This window comes from Mycobacterium sp. TH-M106 (assembly GCF_057473765.1).
On sequence record NZ_JBYCLE010000258.1, the window covers coordinates 1 to 5,868 of the forward strand.

Annotated in this window: 6 protein-coding genes; 2 read left to right on the plus strand and 4 right to left on the minus strand. The window is 67.0% G+C overall.

All coding sequences use genetic code 11. The features are described 5' to 3' along the window. From AC2VOP_RS08915 to AC2VOP_RS08925, 3 genes are all read right to left on the minus strand, one after another. On the minus strand, positions 1–1,927 hold a 1,927-nt coding region (locus AC2VOP_RS08915), incomplete at its 3' end, for an ATP-dependent Clp protease ATP-binding subunit (RefSeq protein ID WP_486960621.1). Positions 1,928–2,015: 88 nt separating this feature from the next. After that, the gene (locus AC2VOP_RS08920; RefSeq protein ID WP_486960622.1) at positions 2,016–2,438 is read right to left on the minus strand and encodes an MmcQ/YjbR family DNA-binding protein; all 423 of its coding nucleotides are present in this window, start codon (positions 2,436–2,438) and stop codon (positions 2,016–2,018) included. 64 nt (positions 2,439–2,502) lie between these two features. Then, positions 2,503–3,279 (minus strand): enoyl-CoA hydratase-related protein, encoded by a 777-nt coding sequence (locus AC2VOP_RS08925; RefSeq protein WP_486960623.1) that lies wholly within the window; start codon positions 3,277–3,279, stop codon positions 2,503–2,505. 108 nt (positions 3,280–3,387) lie between these two features. Between AC2VOP_RS08925 and AC2VOP_RS08930 the strand changes: the two genes are divergently transcribed. Continuing rightward, positions 3,388–4,545 carry an FAD-binding oxidoreductase gene (locus tag AC2VOP_RS08930; protein ID WP_486960624.1) on the plus strand — a complete coding sequence of 386 codons (1,158 nt, stop codon included), beginning with the start codon at positions 3,388–3,390 and terminating at the stop codon, positions 4,543–4,545. Between the two features lie 23 nt (positions 4,546–4,568). After that, complete coding sequence (locus AC2VOP_RS08935) at positions 4,569–5,492, plus strand: aldose 1-epimerase (RefSeq protein WP_486960625.1); 924 nt, start codon at positions 4,569–4,571, stop codon at positions 5,490–5,492. A gap of 184 nt (positions 5,493–5,676) precedes the next feature. On the opposite strand, the gene AC2VOP_RS08940 is transcribed toward AC2VOP_RS08935, so the two are convergent. After that, positions 5,677–5,868 (minus strand): MerR family transcriptional regulator (locus AC2VOP_RS08940; protein WP_486960626.1); only part of this gene is annotated, 192 nt, incomplete at its 5' end.

The window sequence follows — 5,868 nt, forward strand, 5'->3', positions numbered from 1 at the left end:
GCTTCTCGCCGTACTCGCTCATGTCGATGCGCACCATGGCCCGCTCGTCGTCGAAGAGGAAGTCGGCCAGCGCCTTGGCCAGCTCGGTCTTGCCGACTCCGGTGGGGCCCAGGAACAAAAACGCCCCGGTGGGCCGGTTGGGGTCGGCGACCCCGGCGCGGCTGCGGCGCACCGCGTCGGAGACCGCTTGCACGGCCTTCTTCTGGCCGACAACGCGCTTGGCCAGCTCGTCTTCCATCCGCAGCAGCTTGGCGGTCTCGCCCTCCAGCAGCCGCCCGGCCGGGATGCCGGTCCACGCGCTCACCACATCGGCGATGTCGTCGGGGCCGACCTCCTCCTTGAGCATCATCGCCTCGCGAGCCTGCGCCTGCGGCAGCGCCGCCTCGAGCTTCTTTTCGACCTCGGGGATACGCCCGTAGCGCAGCTCGGCGGCCTTGGCCAGGTCGCCGTCGCGTTCGGCGCGCTCGGACTCGCCCCGCAGCGTCTCCAGCTGTTCTTTCAGTTCGCGGACGTTGTCGATCGCGCTCTTCTCGTTCTGCCAGCGGGTGGTGAGGTGGGCCAGTTGTTCCTTCTTGTCGGCCAGCTCGGCGCGCAGCTTCTCCAGCCGCTCCTTGGACGCCTCGTCCTCCTCTTTGGCGAGCGCCATCTCCTCGATCTCCAGCCGGCGCACCAGCCGTTCAACCTCGTCGATCTCCACTGGGCGCGAGTCGATCTCCATCCGCAGCCGCGACGCCGCCTCGTCGACCAGGTCGATGGCCTTGTCCGGCAGGAACCGGGCCGTGATGTAACGGTCGCTCAAGGTCGCCGCCGCGACCAGCGCCGAGTCGGTGATCCGCACCCCATGGTGCACTTCGTAGCGGTCCTTGAGGCCGCGCAGGATGCCGATGGTGTCTTCCACCGACGGCTCGCCGACGAAGACCTGCTGGAAACGCCGCTCCAGCGCGGCATCCTTCTCGATGTGCTTGCGGTACTCGTCGAGCGTGGTCGCGCCGACCAGCCGCAGCTCGCCGCGGGCCAGCATCGGCTTGATCATGTTGCCGGCGTCCATCGCCGATTCGCCGGTCGCCCCGGCGCCGACGATGGTGTGCAGCTCGTCGATGAACGTGATGATCTGCCCCGCGGAGTTCTTGATGTCGTCGAGCACCGCCTTGAGCCGCTCCTCGAACTCGCCGCGGTACTTTGAACCGGCCACCATCGAGCCCAGGTCCAGCGCAATGACGGTCTTGTCGCGCAGGCTCTCCGGCACGTCGCCGGCGACGATGCGCTGGGCAAGGCCCTCCACGATCGCCGTCTTGCCGACGCCGGGCTCACCGATCAGCACCGGATTGTTCTTGGTGCGCCGGGAGAGCACCTGCACCACCCGGCGAATCTCGTTGTCCCGCCCGATGACTGGGTCGAGCTTGCCTTCGCGGGCACGAGCGGTCAGGTCGGTAGAGTACTTCTCCAGCGCCTGGTAGGTGGCCTCGGGGTCGGGGCTGGTGACCCGTGTGCTGCCGCGCACCTTGACGAACGCCTCACGCAGCGCCTGCGGTGAGGCGCCGTGGCCGGTAAGCAGCTTGGCGACGTCGGAGTCGCCGGTGGCCAGCCCGACCATCAGGTGCTCGGTGGAGACGTATTCGTCGTCGAGTTCGGTGGCCAGCTGCTGGGCGGTGGTGATCGCGGCCAGTGACTCGCGGGACAGCTGCGGCTGTGCGCTGGCCCCGGTGGCCTGGGGGAGCTGCTCCAGTAGCCGCTGCGCCTCGGTTCGAATGGTTGCCGGGTCGACGCCGACCGCCTCGCACAGCGGCGCCGCGATCCCGTCGTTCTGGGTCAACAGCGCCATCAGTAGATGCGCAGGTCGGATCTCAGGGTTCCCGGCGGCGGAAGCCGCCTGCAGTGCGGCGGTCAGCGCAGCCTGGGTCTTGGTGGTGGGGTTGAAAGAGTCCACGACACCTCCGTTCAGGGTCAGCAAGGGTTGTCAAAAATGCTCGTCGCGTTGTGTAACGCCGTCAAGATTGAGTCTGTTCCGCTCAAGTTCAAGCGCCGCGGCGAGCCTCAGTTGCCAGCCACGCCTCCCGGCGTCGCTTCGATGCGCGGGACAGCCAGGCGTCCTGTATCACTTCGGCCAGTTCGGTCCTGGTGATCGCAGGCAGGTCGGCTGCCCGAACCAGTACGGACAAATGGCCATTGAAATGGTCGGTGGTGAAGAACGGCGTTCCCGGGTCTTGAATGAGAGCAAGCTTGTCGCTTTCGGACTCGACCCAGATGACGATGACGTCGGGGTACAGCTCGTGGGTGACCGAATCCCTGGCGTCGGGCCGAGGGTTGCGGAAGAACACGAACGACTTGCCGCCCACCTGATAAATCGGGTTGCCTTTCGGCCCTTCGATTCTGGTCACGTGTGGCATCGATGCGGCGATGTCGTGCACGTCGTCGACTCGCGCTGATCGTCCGGCCATAACGCAAACCTAGCGTGGACAATCGCCGACCGACACGATGTTCATGCACTGTGGCCGGGCCGACTCACCGCCCCCGCCGCCACTTCGGCTTGCGCTTCTCCAGGAATGCACTCGCCCCTTCCTGGGCATCGGCCAGCTGGCTGGCCGCCGCCATCACCTCGATCGCGTAGGCGTAGGCCTTTTCCTGGTCGAGGTCGATCTGGGCGTACAGCGCCCGCTTGCCCAGGCCCTTGCTCTCCGCGCTGCCGCGGGTGACCCGCTCCAGCAGGTCCGCCACGGCGCTGTCCAGCTGCTCGACCGGCACCACCTGATTGACCAAACCCCAATCCCGCGCGGTCACCGCGTCGATCACGTCGCCGGACAGCGCCAGCTCGGCCGCGCGTTTGCGCCCGATGTTGCGGGCGATGGCGACCATCGGGGTGTGGCAGAACCAGCCACCCTTGCCGCCCGGGGCGGCGAAGCCCGCGGTGTCCGCGGCGACCGCCAGGTCGGCGGTGGCCACCAGCTGGCAGCCCGCCGCGGTGGCCAGGCCGTGGACACGTGCCACCACCGGCTGCGGGATCTGCTGCATAGTGGTCATCAGCTGCGTGCAGGTGACCAGCAGCTGCCGCACCGCCGCGTGATCCTTGCCCGCCACGTCCGCGAAGTCGTGCCCGGCACTGAACACCGGGCCGTTGCCGGCCAGCACCACACCCAGCGCATCGCTCTCCCCCACCTCGCGGAATGCGGCGAGAAGTTCGTCCATGAGCCGCAGCGACAGCGCATTGCGCTGGCGAGGGCGGTTCATTGTGATCGTAGTGAACTCACCGCTGCGGGTGACCTCGACGCACTCAAACGACACGTGCCCAAGATACTCGTGACATGCTCGGCCACTTGCTGCCTCAGGATGCCAGGGTGTCAACGCCGCGCTGATCACCGGGGTGCGCAACCGGGCATAAACTCGGCGGTCGTGGGGCTCGACGACCGAGATGCGCTGTGCGTGCTGCACAAGGCTTTCACGGCGCCGGACGGCAACCTCACCGGTCACGTCTTCAGCCGATGGTTCGGCGCCGACCCCGCGGTGCGGGACTTGTTCCCGGCCGACCTGGCCACTCAACGCGCCGCCTTCGCCGAGGCGCTGAGCTGGGTCTACGGCGAACTGATCGCGCAGCGCGCACAGGAGCCGGTGGCATTTCTGGCCCAGCTCGGCCGCGATCACCGCAAATACGGTGTGGCACAACATCATTACCACACACTCAGACAGGTTCTTTACGCCACACTGCGAGACGAACTAGCCGGTGCGTGGACGGATGCCGTCGACGACGCCGCTCGCCAGTCGCTCAACCTGATCACCGGGGTGATGAGCGGAGCGGCCGAGGCCGAAGGAGGGCCGGCCTTCTGGGACGGCACGGTGATCGAGTACCGGCGGGCATCTCGCGACCTGGCCGTCATACGGTTGCAACTGGACCGCCCACTGCACTACTACCCGGGTCAGTACGTCCAGGTCGAAACACCGCAGTGCCCCCGGCGATGGCGTTACCTGACGCCCGCCACTCCACCGAACGACAACGGCGGAATCGAATTCCATGTGCGCGCGGTCTCCGGCGGCCTAGTCAGCACCGCGGTCGTCAACGAGACCCAACCCGGCGACCGCTGGCGGTTGTCCAGCCCGCACGGCGCCATGCACGTCGATCGGGACGGCGGCGATGTGCTGATGGTGGCAGGCAGCACCGGCCTGGCGCCGCTGCGCGCCATCATCATGGACCTCACCCGGTGGGGAGTAAACCCGCGGGTGCACCTGTTTTTCGGCGGTCGGTACCCGTGCGAACTCTACGACCTCCCCACTCTGTGGCAGATCGCAACGCACAATCCGTGGTTGTCGGTGACCCCCGTCTCTGAATACACCGGCGACCCACCGTGGGCCTCCGGCTATCCCGACGTGACACCACCGCGAGGACTGCACGTACGTCAAACCGGGCGGCTGCCCGAGGTGGTCACCCGCTACGGAGCCTGGAGCGATCGGCAGATCCTGATCTGCGGAGGGCCGGATATGGTGCGGGCCACCGAGGCAGCATTGGCTGCCAAAGGCACGCCACCACAACGAATTCAACATGACCCATTATCTTGAGGAGACTGTGGCAGAATCGGGCCATGACGGGATCGCAGACCGAGTTTGAACTCATCACCCTGAGCGATCCGTCGTCGCCGCTGACGGCGACGTTCGTTCCGAACGCCGGCATGGTCGGCACATCGCTCTCCGACGACCGGGTGGAATTGCTCGGCCAGCGTCGCGGTCTGGAAACCTACGTCAGAAAACACAAGACGATGGGCATCCCGATTTTGTACCCGTGGGCGAACCGGTTGAGCAGCAACGGGTACGGGGTTGACGGAGCCATCGGAGCCATTGTGACGCTCACCCCCGGCACCGGCGGCGTCCGCACCGATGAGCACGGCGTACCGATCCACGGCACACTGGCCGGATACCCCGGCTGGCAGGTGACCGCCCAGCTGGAATCGCAACTCACCGCTGAGCTGGACTTCGGCGCGCAACCCGGGCTGCTGGCTTCCTTCCCGTTCCCGCATCTGCTGAGGCTGGACATCACCCTGGCCGATCGCAGGCTGACGGTGCGGACCACCGTGACCCCCACCACCGGTACGCGGGTGCCGTTGTGCTTCGGATTCCATCCGTATTTTCAGCTTCCCGGTGTGCCCCGTACCCAGTGGCAGATCGAGACACCGGCGATGCGGTTCCGCCCGGTCAACGCATGGGGAATCCCGACAGGGGAGATGGGCGCCCATCCGCAGGCCACCGAGTTGCTCGGTGAGAAATTCCTCGACGACGGCTACGACGAAGTGCCCGCTGGTGCGGTCTTCGCGGTCTCTGGCGGAGATCGGCGCATCGAGGTGCACTTCGACGAGGGTTTTCCGGCTGCCCAGGTCTACGCGCCAGGAGACGACGACGTGATCTGCTTCGAACCGATGGCCGCACCGACCGACGCGCTGCGTCGCGGGGGCTACCGAGTGGCCCGCCAGGGTGAGCCCGGCGTGGCACAGTTCTCCATCTGGGTCGCCTGAGCCTAAGCCGCCCTACCCGCACCACCCGCCCAACCTGCACCACCCGCCCTACCCGCGAGACCCGCCCTACCCGCGAGACCCGCCCTACCCGCGAGCATTCGCAAACTCGCATTCCTGCGGCGCATTTTGTGCGAGTTTGCGCATGCTCGCGCCGGAGAACAGCTAGCGGCGCGCCGGAGAATAGCTAGCGGCGGGGGCGCCAGACCACCACGGCGGTGCTCTTCGGCACTAGCGCGACGTCGCGACGCTGGTTGGCGCGCAACACCTCCACCTCGGTGGCCATTTCTGCCAGGCGTGCCTGCAGCGCCTCGACCTGGTTGGTCAACTCGATGATGCGCTTGATGCCGGCCAGGTTGACACCCTCGTCGTGGGACAG